The 17,312-nt window shown below is 65.3% G+C and carries 10 protein-coding genes; 5 read left to right on the top strand and 5 right to left on the bottom strand.

What is annotated here, in order from left to right:
• The first annotated feature begins 264 nt into the window (after positions 1-264).
• Complete coding sequence (locus tag ACI48I_RS02850) at positions 265-1,539, top strand: MFS transporter (protein ID WP_193688541.1); 1,275 nt, start codon at positions 265-267, stop codon at positions 1,537-1,539.
• A 21-nt stretch (positions 1,540-1,560) separates the two neighbouring features.
• Positions 1,561-2,421 (top strand): alpha/beta hydrolase, encoded by an 861-nt coding sequence (locus ACI48I_RS02845; RefSeq protein WP_193688540.1) that lies wholly within the window; start codon positions 1,561-1,563, stop codon positions 2,419-2,421.
• Positions 2,422-2,659: 238 nt separating this feature from the next.
• On the opposite strand, the gene ACI48I_RS02840 is transcribed toward ACI48I_RS02845, so the two are convergent.
• Both ACI48I_RS02840 and ACI48I_RS02835 read right to left on the bottom strand, forming a co-directional pair.
• On the bottom strand, positions 2,660-4,474 hold the full coding sequence (locus ACI48I_RS02840; protein WP_498573280.1) for a DEAD/DEAH box helicase: 1,815 nt from the start codon (positions 4,472-4,474) through the stop codon (positions 2,660-2,662).
• Between the two features lie 168 nt (positions 4,475-4,642).
• On the bottom strand, positions 4,643-7,378 hold the full coding sequence (locus ACI48I_RS02835; protein ID WP_193688538.1) for a TonB-dependent receptor: 2,736 nt from the start codon (positions 7,376-7,378) through the stop codon (positions 4,643-4,645).
• A gap of 426 nt (positions 7,379-7,804) precedes the next feature.
• On the opposite strand from ACI48I_RS02835, the gene ACI48I_RS02830 reads away from it, so the two are divergent.
• From ACI48I_RS02830 to ACI48I_RS02820, 3 genes are read left to right on the top strand one after another with little or no spacing between them, the layout of a single operon-like run.
• A complete protein-coding gene (locus ACI48I_RS02830; protein ID WP_498573279.1) occupies positions 7,805-9,652 on the top strand; it encodes a glycoside hydrolase family 13 protein in 1,848 nt (615 codons plus the stop codon).
• Positions 9,649-11,964 carry an amylo-alpha-1,6-glucosidase gene (locus tag ACI48I_RS02825; protein ID WP_498573278.1) on the top strand — a complete coding sequence of 772 codons (2,316 nt, stop codon included), beginning with the start codon at positions 9,649-9,651 and terminating at the stop codon, positions 11,962-11,964. The genes ACI48I_RS02830 and ACI48I_RS02825 overlap by 4 nt, the downstream gene beginning before the upstream one ends.
• Positions 11,965-11,985: 21 nt before the next feature.
• On the top strand, positions 11,986-14,907 hold the full coding sequence (locus ACI48I_RS02820) for an MGH1-like glycoside hydrolase domain-containing protein (protein ID WP_498573277.1): 2,922 nt from the start codon (positions 11,986-11,988) through the stop codon (positions 14,905-14,907).
• A gap of 1 nt (position 14,908) precedes the next feature.
• On the opposite strand, the gene ACI48I_RS02815 is transcribed toward ACI48I_RS02820, so the two are convergent.
• The 3 genes from ACI48I_RS02815 to ACI48I_RS02805 form a co-directional block, all read right to left on the bottom strand.
• Entirely contained in the window at positions 14,909-15,601 is a 693-nt protein-coding gene (locus ACI48I_RS02815) for an NnrU family protein (RefSeq protein WP_193688534.1), read from the bottom strand.
• Positions 15,602-15,673: 72 nt separating this feature from the next.
• The gene (locus tag ACI48I_RS02810; RefSeq protein WP_498573276.1) at positions 15,674-16,654 is read right to left on the bottom strand and encodes a diacylglycerol/lipid kinase family protein; all 981 of its coding nucleotides are present in this window, start codon (positions 16,652-16,654) and stop codon (positions 15,674-15,676) included.
• A 101-nt stretch (positions 16,655-16,755) separates the two neighbouring features.
• Positions 16,756-17,280, bottom strand: coding sequence for a GNAT family N-acetyltransferase (locus ACI48I_RS02805; protein WP_227496692.1), 525 nt, complete (start codon positions 17,278-17,280; stop codon positions 16,756-16,758).
• Positions 17,281-17,312 lie beyond the last annotated feature (32 nt).

The following is a 17,312-nucleotide window of genomic DNA, read 5'->3' as shown; positions in this document are numbered from 1 at the left end:
ATGTGTGGCGAACGCGCCACGTGCTCGCTATCGATACCGCGCCAATGCGGAAGTCGAGGAAGAGGCTGGGGAGCGTCCCCGTCCGTAGGCCATGAGGACGGGCTGTTGCAGACTAAGTTACCTAACTATATTTGTAGCAAAATAACATGGCGTTTTCCGGGTGTCAATCAGGCTAAGTGGTAGTAGAATCATCACGCTCGCCATTCCAGGGGGCGGATTTGTAGTCAAATAACAGAGAATTTAACTAAAAAGCGGGAGACACCCATGCTCGACATGCAGCGCCGGCTGAGCAATGCCTTTTATGCCCTGAGCAGCTTGCCGGCCACGGCCATGGGCTTTGCCCTGTGCATCCAGATTTCGGCGCTCAGCTGGCTGCTCAGCACCAAATACCACCTCGACATCCACGAGATCGGCATCGTCTGGGCCGCCGGCCCGCTGGCCGGCATCCTGGGCCAGGTGATCATCGGTTTTATCAGCGACAAAACCTGGTTCTGGGGCGGGCGGCGCCGGCCGTTTATTTTGATCGGCGGCGTGCTGGCGGCGCTGTCCGTGTTCCTGCTGCCGCGGATCGAGGTCGTCGCGGACCTGCTCGGCATCGGCAACCTACTTGTGGTGGCCGTGATCATCGCGCTGACGCTCGACCTGTCGATCAACGTCGGCTTCAATCCGACCCGCTCCCTGATCGCGGACGTGACGCCGGACGGCGACGCCCGCACACGCGGCTATACCTGGATGCAGACGATTTCCGGCTTCTGGGGCGTGATGGCGTATCTGATCGGCGCCTTCATCGACAACTACACCCTCATTTCGGTGGGCGTGCTGCTGATATTGGTGTTCTCGATCCTGCCCGTGCTGCTGATCGAAGAGCCGCGCGAGATTGCACCGGTCAGCAAAGAAGCCGCCTCCGCCACCGACTGGCCGCAACTGTGGCGCCTGTGGGCCGCGCACGCCTTTACCTGGTTCGGCGTGCAGGCGATGTTCGTCTACATCATCTCGTTCATCCAGCAGCACGTGGTCACGCCCGGTGCCGGCGCCGAACAGGCGGCGGCGCAATCGGGCCACGTGATCGCGATCTCCTTCGCCGTCATGAACGTGGTCGGCTTCCTCTTGCCGGCGCTGGTGCTGGCGCCCCTGGTCACGCGCTTCGGACGCGTGCGCACGCAGGCGGCCTGCATCGGCATCATGGCGCTGGCCTACTTCGCAATCGCCCTGTTCGCGCGCTCGCCCGGCGTGCTGTACGTGCTGATGGCGGTGGTCGGCATCGGCTGGGCGGCGGTGGTCAGCCTGCCCTTCGCGATCATGAGCGAGAAGGTCGACAAGAGCCGCATGGGTTATTTCATGGGCCTGTTCAACCTGTCGGTGGTGCTGCCGCAACTGGCCACGACCGTGGTCGGCTTCGCGCTCAACACGGCAGCCGACAAAAGCCTGCTGTTCCTGATCTGCGGCGGCTGCCTGGCGGTGTCGAGCGCACTGTGGCTGCTGGTGCGCGACAGCAAGGCGGCGCCGGCCGCCACGCCCGCATTCGCCGCTTCACACTGAATAACAAGAGAGACCTCCTTCATGCCATCGATCCGACTCTGCCTCGCCCCCTTCCTGCTCGCCGCTTCGCTCGCTTGCGCCGCCGACATGCCGGCGCCCGCCAAAACCTCGACCGCCCTGCCCGGCGTCAGCCTGCTGCCCGAGCTGCTCGAGATCCCTGGCCTGAACCGCAAGCGCCAGATCCGCATGTACGTGCCGCCGGGTTACGCGACGTCGAACAAGCGCTATCCGGTGCTGTACATGCACGACGCCCAGAACCTGTTCGACGACGCGACCTCGTTCGTGGGCGAATGGAAGGTCGACGAGACGCTGGACGCGCTCTCGAAAGAGGGGAAGCTGGAACTGATCGTGGTCGGCATCGACAACGGCGGCGACAAGCGCATCACGGAACTGAACGCCTGGGACAACCCGCGTTTCGGCGCGGCCGAGGGCAAGCAGTACACGGACTTCATCGTCAGGACGCTGAAGCCGTATATCGACGCCAGATACCGCACCCTGCCCGACCGCGCGCATACGGCGATCATGGGCAGCTCGATGGGCGGACTGGCGTCGCACTACGCGATCGCGCAGTACCCGCAGGTGTTCAGCAAGGCCGGCGTGTTCTCGCCCGCCTACTGGACGGCGGCGCCCTCCTTCGACTTCATGGCGCAGCACCCGCTGCCGAAGGATGCGCGGGTCTACCTGCTGATGGGAGAGAAGGAAGGCGATTCGATGGTGCCGGACGTGCAGCACATGGCGCAGGTGGTACAGGCCAGCGGGCATCCGGCGGCGAACACGGTATTGAAAATCGTGCCGGAGCAGAAGCACAACGAGGGCTTCTGGAGCAGCGAGCTGCGCGAGGCGCTGCTGTGGATGTTTGCGGACGAGAAGGCCGTCCGATAGTCCGTAGCAGCGGTGCAGCGTAGGGTGGGCTCTCGAGCCCACGCGTTCGCACCGTTCGCACAGCGGTGCAGCAATTCAATGCGCACACCTTTGCGGCCAAATGATGTTTCGATCTGCACGGGCCGCATCCGCGCGGGCTCGAGAGCCCACCCTACGGCACTCCGAAACGCAAACGGCGAATCAGCCAGAAGACTGATTCGCCGCTCATCTCATCCATGCGGCCGAAGCCGCATCGACATTACGCCTTCGGCCGCGCCTTCTTGAACGGCGGCTTGTCCGCCTTGAATCCCGGTTTCTCGCCATACCGGCGCTCCGCCCCGAAGGACTTCTTGGCAGGCGCCTTCTTCGGCGGTGGCGTTTCGCCGTCGCGCGTGATCTGCAACTGCTGGCCGGCCACCCACACCGTCTTGAGGTGATCGATCAGGTCCGGCGGCATATCGGCCGGCAGGTCGAGCGTGCTGAAATCGTCGTAGATCTCGATGCGGCCGATCATCTTGGAATCGATGTTGGCTTCGTTGGCGATGGCGCCGACGATGTTGCCGGGCTTGACGCCGTTCGCGTGGCCCACTTCGATGCGGAAGGTCGCCATGCCTTCGTCCGGTGCGCGCGCAATGCGTTCCTTCTTGAAGCCGCTACCAAAGCCCGCTTCACGCGGCGCGCGCGGCAGGCGCTCGACAAAGTCGGTGCGCGCTGGGCGCTCTTCCCAGGTCGATGCCTTCGGCTCGCGGTCCTGCTTTTCCAGCAGCAGCGGCACGTCGCCGCGGCCCAGCTTTGCCAGGGCGGCGGCGATGTCGACTGCCGGCACGTTCTGTTCCTGCTCGAATTCCTCGATCAGCGAACGGAACTGCTCGAGGCCGCCGGCGGCCAGGGTCGCCGCGATCTGTTCCTTGAACTTGGCGATACGCACGTCGTTGACGGCCTTGATCGTCGGCAGCGTCAGTTGCGAGACCGTCTGGCGCGTGGCGCGCTCGATCGCCTTGAGCAGGCCGCGCTCGCGCGGCGTGATGAACAGGATCGCGTCGCCGCTGCGGCCAGCGCGGCCGGTACGGCCGATGCGGTGGGTGTAGCTTTCCGGGTCCGACGGCACGTCGTAGTTGATGACGTGGCTGATGCGCTCGACGTCCAGGCCGCGCGCGGCGACGTCGGTGGCGACCAGGATGTCGATCTTGCCGTTCTTGAGCTGCTCGATGGTGCGCTCGCGTGCCTGCTGGGCCATGTCGCCGTTGATGGCGACGGCGGCGAAACCGCGCGCCTGCAGCTTGGTCGCCAGTTCTTCGGTACCGAGCTTGGTGCGGGCGAAGATGATCATGCCGTCGAAAGGCTCGGCTTCCAGGATGCGCGTCAGCGCGTCGAGCTTCTGCATGCCCGACACCAGCCAGTAACGCTGGGTGATGTTGTCGGCGGTGCCAGTCTTGGCGGCGACGGTGACTTCCTGCGGATCGCGCAGGTAGGTCTTGGCGATGCGCTTGATCGCCGGCGGCATGGTGGCCGAGAACAGCGCGATCTGCCGCTCTTCCGGGATCTGCTGCAGGATCTGCTCGACGTCGTCGATGAAGCCCATGCGCAGCATTTCGTCGGCTTCGTCCAGCACCAGCGTTTTCAGCTGGGAGAGGTCGAGCGAGCCCTTCTGGATATGGTCGATCACGCGGCCCGGAGTGCCGACGATGACCTGCACGCCGCGGCGCAGCGCCTGCAGCTGCGGGCCGTAGCTCTGGCCGCCGTAGATCGGCAGCACGGCGAAGTTCTTCATGTGCGCAGCGTAGCTCTGGAAGGCTTCGGCCACCTGGATCGCCAGTTCGCGCGTCGGTGCCAGCACCAGCGCCTGCGGCGTGGTCTGTTTGGTGTCGATGCGCGCCAGCACCGGCAGCGCGAAGGCCGCGGTCTTGCCGGTGCCCGTCTGCGCCTGTCCCAGCACGTCGCGGCCTTCCATCAACAGGGGGATGGTGGCGGCCTGGATTGGCGACGGTGCTTCGTAGCCGACGTCCTTGAGTGCCTTGACGATGGGCGCAGGGAGGTTGAGGTCGGCAAACGATGGGATGGGGGTGTCGGACATGGATGACTTTCGAAAAACGATACTGAATAAAGCGCTAGTTTACTCGCTCAGGGCGGGCAACGTGCAAATTTGGAGACAAACGGGACAGGGCGGCGCGTGGACGGCGCCAAAGAAAAAAAACCCCGCCGCTGGCGCGACGGGGTTTCCAGGGTAAAAACGCGGTGTGGCTTAGAACTTGTAGTTCGCGCCCAGCAGGACGGTACGGCCGTATTTCTGGTACTCGAGCGGCTGGTCGCGGCGGGCCGCATAGGTCTCGTAGGCCGCGTTGGTGATGTTGTTCACCTGCAGCAGCAGACCCAGGCCTTTCAGCGTGCCGGTCTCGAAGTTGTAGCCGACCTGGAAGTCGACCACGTTCTCGCCGACCACGTAACGCAGGCTGCGGTTGCCGTTGAAGTTGCCGATCTCGCCGACGAAGTCGGAACGGCGACGCTGGCTGACGCGGGTCTCGAAACCATTCTTCTCGTAGTACACGGTCAGGTTGGTCACGCGCTTCGAGAGGCCCGGCAGCGGGATGTCTTCGCCGATGCTGCCGCCCGGATCCTTGATCGAGATGCCACTCTTGCTGAAGGTCGCGCTGGCGGTGACGCCGAAGCCGTCGAGCACAGGGGTGACCAGGTTCAGCGGCATGGAGCCCGACAGTTCCAGGCCCTTCAGGGTGCCACCCTGGCCATTGTATGGCGCAGTGTAGTTACCGATCGGGGTCTTGGCGATCGTACCCGGGACGAACTTGCTGAAATCGTAGGCGTCGTTGGTCTGGGTGTAGATGTAGCTGGTCAGCTTCTTGTGGAAGAGCGCAGCGGCCAGGTAAGCCTTCTTGCCGAAATACTTCTCGTACGAGACGTCGAAGGCATTTGCGCGCCATGGATCGAGCTGCGCATTACCGCCGCTGCCGCCCGGCTTGAAGTTGGTCTTGTCGACGCCGAAGTCCAGGGCCGAACGCAGCTGGTCGACGCGCGGACGCGCCACCTGCTTGGCTGCGGCGAAGCGCAGGGTCTGGTCACCCTCGAAGCCGAAGGCCAGGTTCATGCTTGGCAGGACATCGGTGTAGGTCTTGCCATCGGTGACAGGCTTGACCTGGCTGCCGGCCGGGGCGGTGCCGTCGAAGTAGTTGGCCGTCGACGACTGGTCGGTGCGCTGGACTTGCACGCCGACGTTACCGCGCAGGCTGACCGAGCCGAATTCATGCTCGATATTCGCCTTGACGAAGGAGGTCGTGATCTTTTCGTTGACGTCCCATGCCTTGGCGATCAGGTAGTCCTTGGTATCGCTCGGCTGGAACACCATGCCGTAGGCCACGACGGCCGGCACGTTCCACGACGGGATGACGCCGGCGCCGGCGAAGCCCAGGTTGACCGGTGCATACTGCAGCTCGCCCGGCACCGTGAAGGCATTGCCCTTGAGGGTGATGTCGCCTTCCGGCTGGCGCTTCTTCTTGCTGCGGTCGGAGTAGTTGACGCCCACGTCCACGCTCGAGAAGAAGGTGGCCATCGATTCCGGCAGCGGGAAGTTGGCGGCCAGCTTGGCCGACTTCAGCTCGTCCTCGACGCTCGGCACCTTGCCGTAGCCCGAACCGTAGATCGTGCCGCGCACGAACAGGTTGGACGGGTTGCTGTAGTCGCGAGTCGGGCGAATGCTCGGGAAAGCGCCGCCGGCAAATGCCAGTCCGACGTTGTCCAGGAACGGATCGCCGGCGGCGTTGGTGAACTGGGTGTTGTTTTCCAGGTTCAGCTCGTTGCGCTTGGCCTTCGAGATGCTCAGGTCGGCGTTGACGGTGATATCGCCCAGCTTGACCAGGTTGTTCCAGCCAGCCGCGCGGATCTTGTCTTCGCGGTTGTTGTACATGCCGCGCACGAGCGGGTACACGTTGTTGGCGGTGCCGCCGGTCAGGACGCCGTTGGCGGTGGTGACCGGGTTGAACAACACGTCAGGCTTGTAGCCGCCGTTGTAGCCGCCGAGGTTGATTTCGATCTGGTTAGCGGTCTCTTCGCGCTGGAATTTCGAGGCGTAGACGTCCAGGGTGCTGGTCCACTCTTTCGATGGACGGTACTGCACCACACCCATGATGCCGTCGCGCTTGTTGTCGCCGCTGCGGCCGACTGCCTTGATGCCTTCGGTGATATAGGTATTCGCAGGTACGCCCGACAGGGACTGGATCTTCCATGGCTCGTACAGGCCGGTTTCCTGGGACAGCACCGGCGAATCGAGGTGGGCATAGCCGATCGCCACGCCCAGGGTGCGGTTCAGGAACTGGTCGATGTAGCTGATGCTGAAGCGGTTGCCGAGCGAATTCGCGTTCGAGATCGAACCGAGCGAATTCTTCTCCAGGCGCGCGTTCATGGCGACGGTGCGGCCGGCGAAGGACAGCGGACGCACGGTCTGCATGTCGATCGTGCCCGACAGGCCCTGGCCGACGAGTGCCGCGTCAGGGGTTTTATAGATGGTGACGCCGCTCAGCAGCTCGGATGGGTACTGGTCGAATTCGACGCTGCGGTTGTCGCCGGTGCTGACCTGTTCGCGGCCGTTCAGCAGCGTGGTCGAGAAGTCCGGGGACAGGCCGCGCACGCTGATGACCTGGGCACGGCCGCCGACGCGCTGGGCCGCCAGGCCTGGCAGGCGCGCGATCGATTCGGCGATGCTGACGTCCGGCAGCTTGCCGATGTCTTCGGCGGAGATGGCTTCGACGATCGAGCTCGAATCCTTCTTGACCGAGATCGCGTCTTCGATACCGCGGCGGATGCCGCTGACCTTGACGGTCGCGACGACCGGCTCGGCCTGTTCGGTGGTGGTCTGTGCGTAAGCATTGCCGGCCATGGCCGACACGAAAATGGCGCAGCCGGCCGCAACTGGGCTCAGCTGGAATACAAGGCCCGTACCAGCGGCGCGCTTGTTGGCGAAAATAGTCATGTGTCCCCTCAGATCAAACTGTGTAATTTCCCGAAAAACAGCGACAGCCACGGCACGGGATCCTGAATCAACGTCTTTTTTAGACGTTCTGGCAAGAATTCTGTACTAAAACTAGATGCACTGTCAACGGGAGTTCATCCACACTACGGTTCTGGTCATTTTCCTACGCTCTTATATAGAATGACATGCACTATCGTTGTATCGCAGCTACAAAGGCACCTGTGCATACGTGTAGTCGTACTACATCCTGCTTGCATTTCACCAAGTTAGTGCGTAATTGCACTAACTTGGTGCAATTCACGCAATGGTATCGATGTCATTGGAAAACCGGTTGGCGCCGCCCGGTTTTTACACAGCGGCTGGCCTCGGCACCGATGCGCCGAGCCCGGTAATTTTTATCCCGATTTTGTTTAACCGAGTCCCGCCATGCGACGCTCTTTTGCAACACTTTTCCTCGCCGCCGCTTGCCTGGCGCCTGCCGGCGCCGCGCCTGCCGTCCAACACCTCGAACCGCCCTTCTGGTGGACCGGCATGCGCCACACTGGCCTGCAACTGATGGTGCACGGGGCCGGCATCGGCAAGCTGCAGCCGGCCATCGACTACCCGGGCGTGCGCATCGCCTCCACCACCCGGGTCGCGAACGCCAATTACCTGTTCATCGATCTCGAGATCGCGCCGGATGCGCAACCCGGCAGCTTCGACATCGTGTTCGCGGGCGACGGCGCACCCCTGCGCTACCCTTACCAGCTGCGCGCACGCGAGGCGGGTTCCGCCATGCGCCAGGGGTTCGGCAACCGTGACGCCATCTACCAGATCATGCCGGACCGCTTCGCCAACGGCGATCCATCCAACGACAGCGTCCCCGGCATGCTGGAACAAGCCGACCGCAAGAAGCCCGGCGGGCGCCACGGCGGCGACATCCAGGGCGCGATCGACCGCCTCGACTACATCGCCGGCCTCGGCTTCACCCAGCTGTGGCCCACGCCCTTGGTCGAAAACGACATGCCGGCGTATTCCTACCATGGCTATGCGGCCACCAATCACTACCGGATCGATCCGCGCTACGGCAGCAACGAGGACTTCGTGCGGCTGTCGCGGGAAGCGAAACAACGCGGCATCGGCCTGATCCAGGACGTGGTGCTCTCGCACATCGGCAAGCACCACTGGTGGATGAAGGACCTGCCGACGCCGGACTGGATCAATTTCGGCGGCCGGTTCGTGCCCACGGCGCACCACCGCGTCGCCGTGCAGGACCCATATGCCGCACAGGCGGATCGCCGCAATTTCACGGCCGGCTGGTTCGGCCCGGCGATGCCCGACCTGAACCAGACCAACCCGCTGGTGGCGAATTACCTCATCCAGAACAATATCTGGTGGATCGAGTACGCGGGCCTGTCCGGCCTGCGCATCGATACCTACGGCTATTCCGACGGCGCCTTCCTCACCCGCTACACGCAGCGCCTGATGGACGAATACCCGAACCTGAACATGGTGGGCGAGGAATGGAGCACGCGTGTGCCGGTGGTCGCGCACTGGCAGCGCGGCAAGGTCAACGCCGACGGCTACGTCTCCTCGCTGCCCGGCCTGATGGACTTCCCGCTGGTCGACAGCATGCGCAGCGCCCTGGCCAAGCCCGAGGAAAACAGCCTGAACGACGTCTACGAGACGCTGTCGCTGGACCATCTGTATCCGGAGCCAGATAAACTCGTTCTGTTCGGCGGCAACCACGACATGGCGCGCATGTTCAGCGTCGTGGGCGAAGACTTCGACCGCTACCGCATGAACCTGGTGTTCCTGATGACGATGCCGCGCATCCCGCAGTTTTATACGGGTGACGAGATCCTCATGACGAGCACCGTCAAGGGGCGCGACGATGCCAGCTACCGCATCGACTTCCCCGGCGGCTGGGCAGGCGACAAGCGCAACGCATTCACAGGCGCCGGCCTCTCCGCCCAGCAGCGCGCGGCCCTGGCGCTGGTGCGCCAGCTCGCCAACTGGCGCAAAGGCGAGCCGGTGATCCACACCGGTAAGCTCATGCACTTCGGCCCCGAGAACAATACCTGGGTCTACTTCCGATACAACGATAAAAAACGCATCATGGTCGCAATGAACAACAACGACAAAGAGATGGTCCTGCCGACCGCACGCTTCGAGGAGATGCTGAAGGGGACGGCAAACGGCGTCGATCTCCTGAGCGGCAAGACGGTCGACCTGACACGCGAATTGCGCCTGGCGCCGAAGGCGACGCTGCTCATCGAACTGCCGGGGGCATGATGCGGCGCACGCTCCTTTCGCTGTCCCTCGCGCTTGCGCTGGCGCCCGCCGCTGCCGTCGACAAGCCCGGCGTCGACGCCTTTTTCAATTCCATGGCGATCGAGGCCGCGCCGGGACAGCAAGCACGCTTCGTCGCCGGCGACAACCTGGCCGGCTATTTCGAAGGTTTTACGCACAGCCACGAGCTCGGCGCCGGCTACGTGTTCAAGAGCGGGACCGTCTTCCATAACTACATGAGCTACCTGGACGGCGTGCGCAACGAACGCGCGTCCGGGCGCGAACAGGTGCTGCCCTTCGGTCACCGCGTTGCGTATGCCAACGGCAGTACCGAGGAACTGGCCCTGCTCTCGAAAAAGCATGCGCTGGCGCTGCGCGTGACGGGTGCGCAGCCGGCGCGGCTGGCGATCCGGCCTTTGTTGAAGACCCAGGGCGCGGTCACGTTCGACAATGGCATCGTCACCGTGGCCCCAGGCAAGGGCGCGACGCAGTTCATGGCGCTGGCAAGCCAGCTCCCCTTCGTGCTGGAAGACGGCCTGCTGCTGCGCGCCGGCGCGCCGACGGCTTCCTTCACCGTGGTCGCGGCTTTCGGTGCGACGGCCGAGGAGGCAGCGGGCCGCGCGCGCAGGCTGGCCGCCGGCGACCCGATCGGCGACGAACGCCGCGCCACCCACGCGGCGCTGACGAGCAGCTACCTCGCCACCAGCGACCTCGAATACAACAAGGCGCTGAACTGGGCCAAGGCCGCCGCGCGTTTATTCGTCGTCGACGAATACGGCGCCGGCATCTGGGCCGGCCTGCCCTGGTTCCGCGAGAACTGGGGCCGCGATACCTTTATCGCCCTGCCCGGCACCCTGCTGGTCACCGGCCAGTTCGCCGACGCGCGCGCCGTGCTGGCGAACTTCGCCCGCTTCCAGAACCTGCGCACCCCGCGCGACAAGGACTATGGCCGCATCCCGAACCGGGTATCCCCGGACGAGATCATCTACAACACGGTCGACGGCACACCCTGGATGCTGCGCGAAGCCCATGAATACATCCGCTACACGGGCGACAAGGCGTTCGCCGCCGAGATGTACAAGCTGGCCGTGCCCTATTTCGAGGGCGCCATCGCCAATTATGTCGACGCCGACGGCCTGCTGAAACATGCAGCGTCCGACACCTGGATGGATGCGCGCGTCGAGAACCCGACGCACCAGCCCTGGTCCGACCGGGGAGCGCGTGCCAACGACATCCAGGCGCTCTGGTACACGGCCCTGGACACCGGCGCCTGGCTGGCCGAGCAGGCCGGCGACCATCAGCGCGCAGGCGAATGGCGCGCGCTGGCGGCCAAAGCCCGCGCCAGCTTCCTGCGCCTGTTCTGGGATGGCTCCACCATGGCCGACCGCCTGCGCGAAGACGGCAGCCGCGACATCAAAGTGCGGCCCAACCAGCTGATGCTGGCGACCATCCCCTTCGACGATTTCGTCCCGCCCGTCGTGCAGGCGCGCGTGACGAAGAATGCGGTGTCGGCGCTGCTCTACCCCTACGGCATCGCCTCGCTGAGCCAGGACGACCCGTACTTCCACCCACGCCACGAGAACCCGGCCTTCCACCACAAGGACGCGGCTTACCACAACGGCACCATCTGGGGCTGGAACGCGGGCTTTACGGTAACCGCATTGAACCGCTTCGGCTACCAGGACCTGAGCTGGCAACTCACGCAAAACCTCGGCCGGCAGATCCTCGGCCTGGGCACCCTGGGCAGCATGAGCGAGAACCTCGATGCCCTGCCCCATGAGAATGGCCGCCTGAAGCCGAGCGGCACCTTCGCCCAGTCCTGGAGCGTGGCCGAATATGCGCGCAACGGCTACCAGGATTACGTCGGTTTCAAACCCGACCTGCCGCAGGATACGCTCGCCTTCGAGCCGGCGATTCCCGCCGCCTGGACGCGATTCAAAGCCCTGCTGCCCTTCGGCGCGGGCGAAGAAGTCGGCGTCGATTTCGTGCGCGCGCAACATGGCGAGCGCTGGACCTTCACCCTGCGCGGCAGCACACCGCGCACCCTGCGCATGGCCTGGCTGAACAAGGACAAGAGCCGCTCGCTGACCAGCTTCAGGCTGGGGCCCGGCAAGGCAGTGACGCTGGCGCTGGGCACGCGCCGTGCGGCGCTCGACGGCCGCAGGTTGGCGGTGACGCAAGCCCGGCCTTCGTATGCCGCCACGATCGGCACGCTGCGCTTCGTCACGCCGAAGACCTATCGCAGCGAGGACTTCCCCGTGCTGCGCTCGCAGGATGCGCTGCGCGGCATCATCGAACGGCACGAATACCGCTAAGTTTCAGATTGAAAGGCTTCCATGATTTCGCCCCGCTGGCTGCTGCCCACCCTCCTGCTTGCCTGCAGCACCGTCGCCGCCGATCCCGGCCCGCTGCGCGAAGCCTTCTTTGTCCGCGGCGGCTTCAATGCCTGGGGCCTCGACAACGCCTTGCAGCACAAGGGCCATGGCGTCTACGAGGCAGACATCCAGGTCAGCCCCGGCAACCACGGTTTTAAACTGGGCACCCGCGACTGGAGCCGCGAATGGGTGCCGAGCGTTGACACCAGCGTCGCCGTCAAGCCAGGCCAGCCGGTGCGGCTCGCCACCCACGCTGGCCCCGAGGCCACGCTGTTCGTACGCAGCACCGCCACTTACCGCTTCACGCTGGACGCGAAGCAGGCAGGGGCGCCGATCCTGCGCGTGACGCGCCTGGCCGAGCGCAAGAGCGGCCCGGCCGCCGATCCGCATGCGGGCCGCGCACGCGTCGCCACGCTCGCCTTCGCCACCTGGGACGGCAGGCAGGAAACGGCGCGCTTCTCGCTGCTTGACCCCGAAGCCCAGCTGCGCAGCTACACCCATTCGACGACGATGACACTGCGCGACCCGGTGCCGCAGCACACGAACTATGCCGAGCGCGCCGAGCTGCCCATTCTCCGCAGCGGGAACCTTGCCTTCGACGCCCTGTTCGCGCTGGCGGCGAACGAGATGCGCCAGGATGCGGTGAGCGAAATCCGCGACGGCAATTACAAGGGCGGCGCTGCGATTGCCTGCGACTGCTTCGAGACCGGTGAAAAGTGGCATTACGTGTGGACCCGCGACCTGTCGTATGCGGCCGACCTGGGCCTCGCCCTGCTCGATCCGCAGCGGGTGCGCAATTCGCTCGAATTCAAGCTGGCCGGCTACCGTGCCGGGGTGCCGAAAGCGCCGCAAGTGGCCGGCACGCCGGACGGCCTACAAATCGTGCAGGACACGGGCAGCGGCGGCAGCTGGCCGGTCAGCACCGACCGCGTCGCCTGGGCCTTCGCGGCCGAGGAAACCCTGCGCATGCTGCCGCCGGACGAGCGCGCCGCCTTTGCCGCGCGCGCCCTGGCGGCCCTGTCGAACACGATCGAGAACGACCGCATCGCCGCCTTCGATGCGCAGGATGGCCTGTACACGGGCGAGCAATCCTTCCTCGACTGGCGCGACCAGAGCTACGCGTCCTGGATCACGGACGACCTGGCCTCGATGGCGGTTTCGAAATCGGTCTCGACCAATGCGGCGTACTACAAGGCGCTGACGCTGGCGGCGCGCCTCGCGCAGGATGCGGGCGACAGCGCGCGCGCATCCCGGTACGGCGCCTGGGCCGGCGCGCTGAAACAGGCCATCAACGCGCGCTTGTGGCTGCCCGACGCCGGCATGTACAGCAGTCTCACCGCCGCCCATTTCGACGGCGCGCCGCTGCATAAATTCGACTGGCTCGGGCAATCGCTGGCCATCGTCACCGGCATCGCGAGCAGCGAACAGGCGCGCAGCATCCTCGCGCGCTATCCGCACGGCCCGATGGGACCGCCCGTGATCTGGCCGCAGCAGCAAGGTACGCCGGTCTACCATAACCGCGCGATCTGGCCCTTCGTGACGGCCTACGGCCTCAAGGCCGCGGCCATGAGTGGCAATGCAAGCGTGGCCGATGCCGCCTACGATTCGCTGGTACGCGGCGCGGCGCTGAACATGTCGAACATGGAGAACCTCGAATGGCTGAGCGGCCAGCCGCTGCTGCTCGACGAGAAAAACCCTGCCCTGATCGGCCCCGTGATCAATTCGCGGCGCCAGCTATGGTCGGTCGGCGCCTATCTGGGCATGGTGATCGAGAACGTGTTCGGCGTGACGGCGCTCGATGACGGCATCCGGCTGCAGCCCTTCGTGACGGCGAAACTGCGGCGCGAGACCTTCGCCGGCACGAACCAGGTCACGCTGCACAGCCTGCGCCTGCGCGGTGCGAGTGTCACCGTGCGCCTGCTGCTTCCGCCCGCGGGCACGGGCGAGGGTTATCACAAGGTCGAGCAGGTGCTGCTCAACGGCGCGCCGACCGGTGCCACGATCCCGTGGGCCCGCCTGCGCGACGGCGACGTCATCGAGATCGCGCTCGGCGCCGTCATCAAGGGAGACAATGGCATCCGCCGTGTGAACGCGGATCCCTACCTCGAATCGCCCGCGGTGTTCGGTCCGCGTGAACCCGTCATCGAGGCCCTCGACCGTGATATATCGGGCCATACCCGCCTGCGCTTTACTGCAGGCGGAAACAATGGCAACAACGGGGCCGGCGCCAAGGCGAAAACCGTCTATCACGTCTACCGCGACGGCAAGCTGGTGGCGGCAAAACTGGCACGCGGCGCCTGGCTCGATCCCGAAGCGCATCCCTATGCCTGCTATGCCGTCGAGGCGGAATTTTCAAACGCCGGCAACCGCAGCCACCACAGCGTGCCGCGCTGCCTTGATGCCGCAACCGAAATCGCGATCACGGACGCGCGCGTATCGTCGAACCTGAAGATGACGACGGATGCCGCACCGCGCATCGCCGGCTGGGGCGCACCGCAAGACCGCTTCGAATTGCGCGACCTGCGCATCGAGCGCGCCGGCGACTACCGCATCCAGCTGCGCTACCGCAACGAGGCGAACCAGATCAACCTCGGCATCAGCGGCGGCGTGAAGTGGATGACGATCGAGGACGCGGCCGGCCGCCCGATCGCGCAGGGCGTGGTCCAGCTGCCACACACGAAACCGGCGCGCGCAAACACGCCGGCGCCGCTGTCGACACCACTCCCGGCTCACCTGCAGCCGGGCGCCTACCGCGTACGGCTCGCCGATTTCTATAACATGAGCTACCTGGAGAGCAACGCCAGCTTCAGCGGCGCCGGCGGCACGGGCGGGCCGTCTAATCGGGTCGACCTGTATGGGGTGCGTGTGCAGCGGGTGGAATGATTCAGGTCAGCCAGCGCCAGATCCCTGCCGCCCAGCCGGAAGCCGGAATGTGCAGCCAGGTGGCCAGCAGCCAGACGGCGATGCCGCCGCCGAGCGCATGCCCGCCGAAGCCGCCGAAGCGCGCCCTGCCCGCCGCGATCGCCGCGAACGGCAGGTAGCTGGTGCGCGCCTGCCAGGCGCTCCATCCCTGCGGGTCCTGCGCGGCCTTCTTGCGGTCCTGGAGCGCGGCGCCGACCAGGGCGAGCACGATGATGGCGCCGGCCACGATGATGTTCTTTTCGACCGGATAGACCAGGATGTGGCAGGCGCCCCAGATCGCGAAGGCCCACATCATGGGATGGCGCGTGATGCCGTAGACCCCGCGCGCCTCGGCCGTCGCAGCGCTCCTGGCGGCGCCGGGCAGGGCCGGATTGCGGATCAGCGATCCGAGCAGCAGGATGGAGGCGATCAGCATGGCAACGGTGACGAAGGCCCACAGGCCGTCGCCGACTTCCCACAGCGGCCTTGTCGCCGGCGCCCTGCGATAGGCCCAGACGGTGGCGCCGAGCGTGACGAAGGCAACGAGGGAGTAGAGGGCGAGAAACCCCTTCTCGCCGACGGCGCGCACCAGCGGCCCGCGCAGCGGATGGGACAGGATGAAATGGGTTGCCACGAATGCGCCGGCGGCTGCCAGCACCAGCATCGAACCAGACATGCGCACCTCGTATCGGTTGGGAGCGCGCCTCCGGGCGCGGACACCCTACTCTAGCAGAAGGCTGGCCGCAATTCAGGCCCGCTCGGCCGATACGGGCGCGCTCGCGGCGGCTTCGGCCGCCGGCTTGAGCAGCTTCAACCTCCCCTCCACCACCCGGAACTCGAGCGGCATGTTCATATGCGTTACTTCGCCATCGGTGGCGACCTTGATGCGCCGCCGCGGCGACAGCCGCGCGTGCTTGACGATCAGGCGTTTGAAGGAAAACGCGACCACGTTCTCGGCCTCGCCCAGCCGCCCGAGCGCCCCGCGCAGCATCAGGCCGAGCATGCCGATCTTGCCGACCGAGCGCGGCGCAATGGCCGCCAGCTCTCCCTCTTCGAGCGCAATTTTCAAGGGTTCCATGCCGACCTGCTCCATCTGCAGCCGGTTGTTCCCGACAAACAGGGTCGGTGTGCGCAGCTTGCGCGTCTGCCCTTCGGTGTCGAGGGTGATGCGCAGCGGGCGGTAGCGGCCGAGCGCCGTTTTGAGGGCCGAGATGATCGCCACCACGCGGCTGCGACCGTAGTGGCGTTTATCGAGCTCGCGCGCTTCGAGCAGCTGCGGATACAGGCCGACGCTGGCGTTGACGAGGAAGATGCGGTCGTTGACCATCCCGATCTGGACCGGCGTCACGCGCGCGTCGAGCAGCGCGTGCACAGCCTCGGCCAGGTCTTCGGGGATGCCGTGGGTGCGGCCGAAATAGTTGAAGGTCCCCTGCGGCAGCACGCCGAACAGGCAGCCCTGCCGCACCGCCTCGTGCGCCACCGTGTTGATGGTGCCGTCGCCGCCGGCCGCGACCACCACGCCGTTGTCCTCCTTCGCCTTCTGCGCCATGCGGCGTGCGATCTCGCCCAGTTTTTCGGGATCGTCGACGACTTCGAGGTGGCAGCTGCGTCCGGCAGCTTGCAATACGTCGCGGATGGTCGACTCGCGCAGCTCGGTTTCGGAGTGACCGGAGCCGGCGTTCATCACGACATAGAAGGCTGCGTTCGGACCGGGGGCGGCGGATGGCATGGGATTCTGGCTGCTTTCAGGGATGATGAATTGACAATCTCATCCTACCATCGCACAGAACGCCACGCTGCACTGCATCCGGGCGGAAATACCGGACGCGCTTACTCGTCAGCGGTCGGCCAGTGGTCCGGATCCTGCAGCAACTGGTACATCACGTAGGCATCGACATAGCCCAGCCGCTTGTGCCGGAACGCTTTCGGCAGGGTGCCGACGATCGAAAACCCGAGCTTCTTCCAGAGCATGACGGCGGCGACGTTCGTGCTGACGACATAATTGAACTGCATCGCCAGGTAGCCCTGGCTGCGCGCCTCGCCAAGGCTGTGTTCGCCCAGCAGGCGGCCCACGCCCACGCCCTGCGCCGCCGGGCTGACCATGTAGGAAGCGTTGGCGACGTGGCGGCCGCGTCCGAGCTGGTTCGGCACCACGCGGTACATGCCCAGCACGCGCTCGCCGAGCGTGGCCACGCGGCTGGTCACGCCCTGCCCGAACCAGTACATCTGCGCCGCTTCACGGGTGACCTCGGGACCGAACGGATAGGTCTCGCCGGCACTCACGTGGGCGCAGAAAATGGTCCACATGGCCTCGAAATCGGCGCTGGTGGCGGGGCGGATCTGGATGTCTTTCACGGCTGGTAGAAACTCATGAATCAATAAACAAG

The sequence above is a fragment of the Massilia sp. LXY-5 genome, assembly GCF_059801075.1.
This window is presented reverse-complemented; position numbering and strand designations above follow the sequence as displayed.

Excerpts from the sequence above, each read along its gene's own strand:
- ACI48I_RS02850 (WP_193688541.1), top strand. The coding sequence starts at position 265 with ATGCTCGACATGCAGCGCCGGCTGAGCAATGCCTTTTATGCCCTGAGC.
- ACI48I_RS02845 (WP_193688540.1), top strand. The coding sequence starts at position 1,561 with ATGCCATCGATCCGACTCTGCCTCGCCCCCTTCCTGCTCGCCGCTTCG.
- ACI48I_RS02840 (WP_498573280.1), bottom strand. The coding sequence starts at position 4,474 with ATGTCCGACACCCCCATCCCATCGTTTGCCGACCTCAACCTCCCTGCG.
- ACI48I_RS02835 (WP_193688538.1), bottom strand. The coding sequence starts at position 7,378 with ATGACTATTTTCGCCAACAAGCGCGCCGCTGGTACGGGCCTTGTATTC.
- ACI48I_RS02830 (WP_498573279.1), top strand. The coding sequence starts at position 7,805 with ATGCGACGCTCTTTTGCAACACTTTTCCTCGCCGCCGCTTGCCTGGCG.
- ACI48I_RS02825 (WP_498573278.1), top strand. The coding sequence starts at position 9,649 with ATGATGCGGCGCACGCTCCTTTCGCTGTCCCTCGCGCTTGCGCTGGCG.
- ACI48I_RS02820 (WP_498573277.1), top strand. The coding sequence starts at position 11,986 with ATGATTTCGCCCCGCTGGCTGCTGCCCACCCTCCTGCTTGCCTGCAGC.
- ACI48I_RS02815 (WP_193688534.1), bottom strand. The coding sequence starts at position 15,601 with ATGTCTGGTTCGATGCTGGTGCTGGCAGCCGCCGGCGCATTCGTGGCA.
- ACI48I_RS02810 (WP_498573276.1), bottom strand. The coding sequence starts at position 16,654 with ATGCCATCCGCCGCCCCCGGTCCGAACGCAGCCTTCTATGTCGTGATG.